The organism is Sphingobium sp. B2 (assembly GCF_007693735.1).
GTDB classification, from domain to species: Bacteria; Pseudomonadota; Alphaproteobacteria; order Sphingomonadales; family Sphingomonadaceae; genus Sphingobium; species Sphingobium xenophagum.
Genome location: NZ_VDBZ01000034.1, coordinates 1 through 438 on the forward strand (window position 1 = coordinate 1; position 438 = coordinate 438).

At 60.5% G+C, this 438-nt stretch carries 1 pseudogene; it reads left to right on the plus strand.

Features of this window, described 5'->3' with window-relative positions:
- Positions 1-438 (plus strand): annotated as a pseudogene (locus FE851_RS25895) (plasmid stabilization protein); the annotation flags it as partial.

Below are 438 nucleotides of genomic sequence, written 5' to 3' on the forward strand. Positions count from 1 at the left end.
CCAGCGACCCGGAACTGGCGCTGGACGTGCTCTTGACCGGCCTCTTGGGGCAAGTTCGCGGTAACGCTTATTCGTGGCAACAAGCCGCCGAAATCACCGCCGAGAAGAACCGCTTCCATGTTGACGATGCCGTCATGGGCCATTCCACGATTGCCGGCATTGACGAGATCGCGAGGGCCGATCTTGACCGCTTGGCCGAAACACCCACGCTGGACGACATGCGCCAGATGGACAGCGAAGCGAAATTACGGCTGCTGGCCTACTGCGTGGCCTCGCAGATCACGAGCCTTTCGTTCCATAGTGACCGGGACCGCCAGCTGGCACAGATCGTCGGGGCCGCGCAGATCGACATGGCCGACAAGTGGGAACCCAATCAGGTATTCTATGACCAGCTTAGCAAAGCCACGCTCTTGAAGCTGCTGGCCGAAGGTTGCGGCA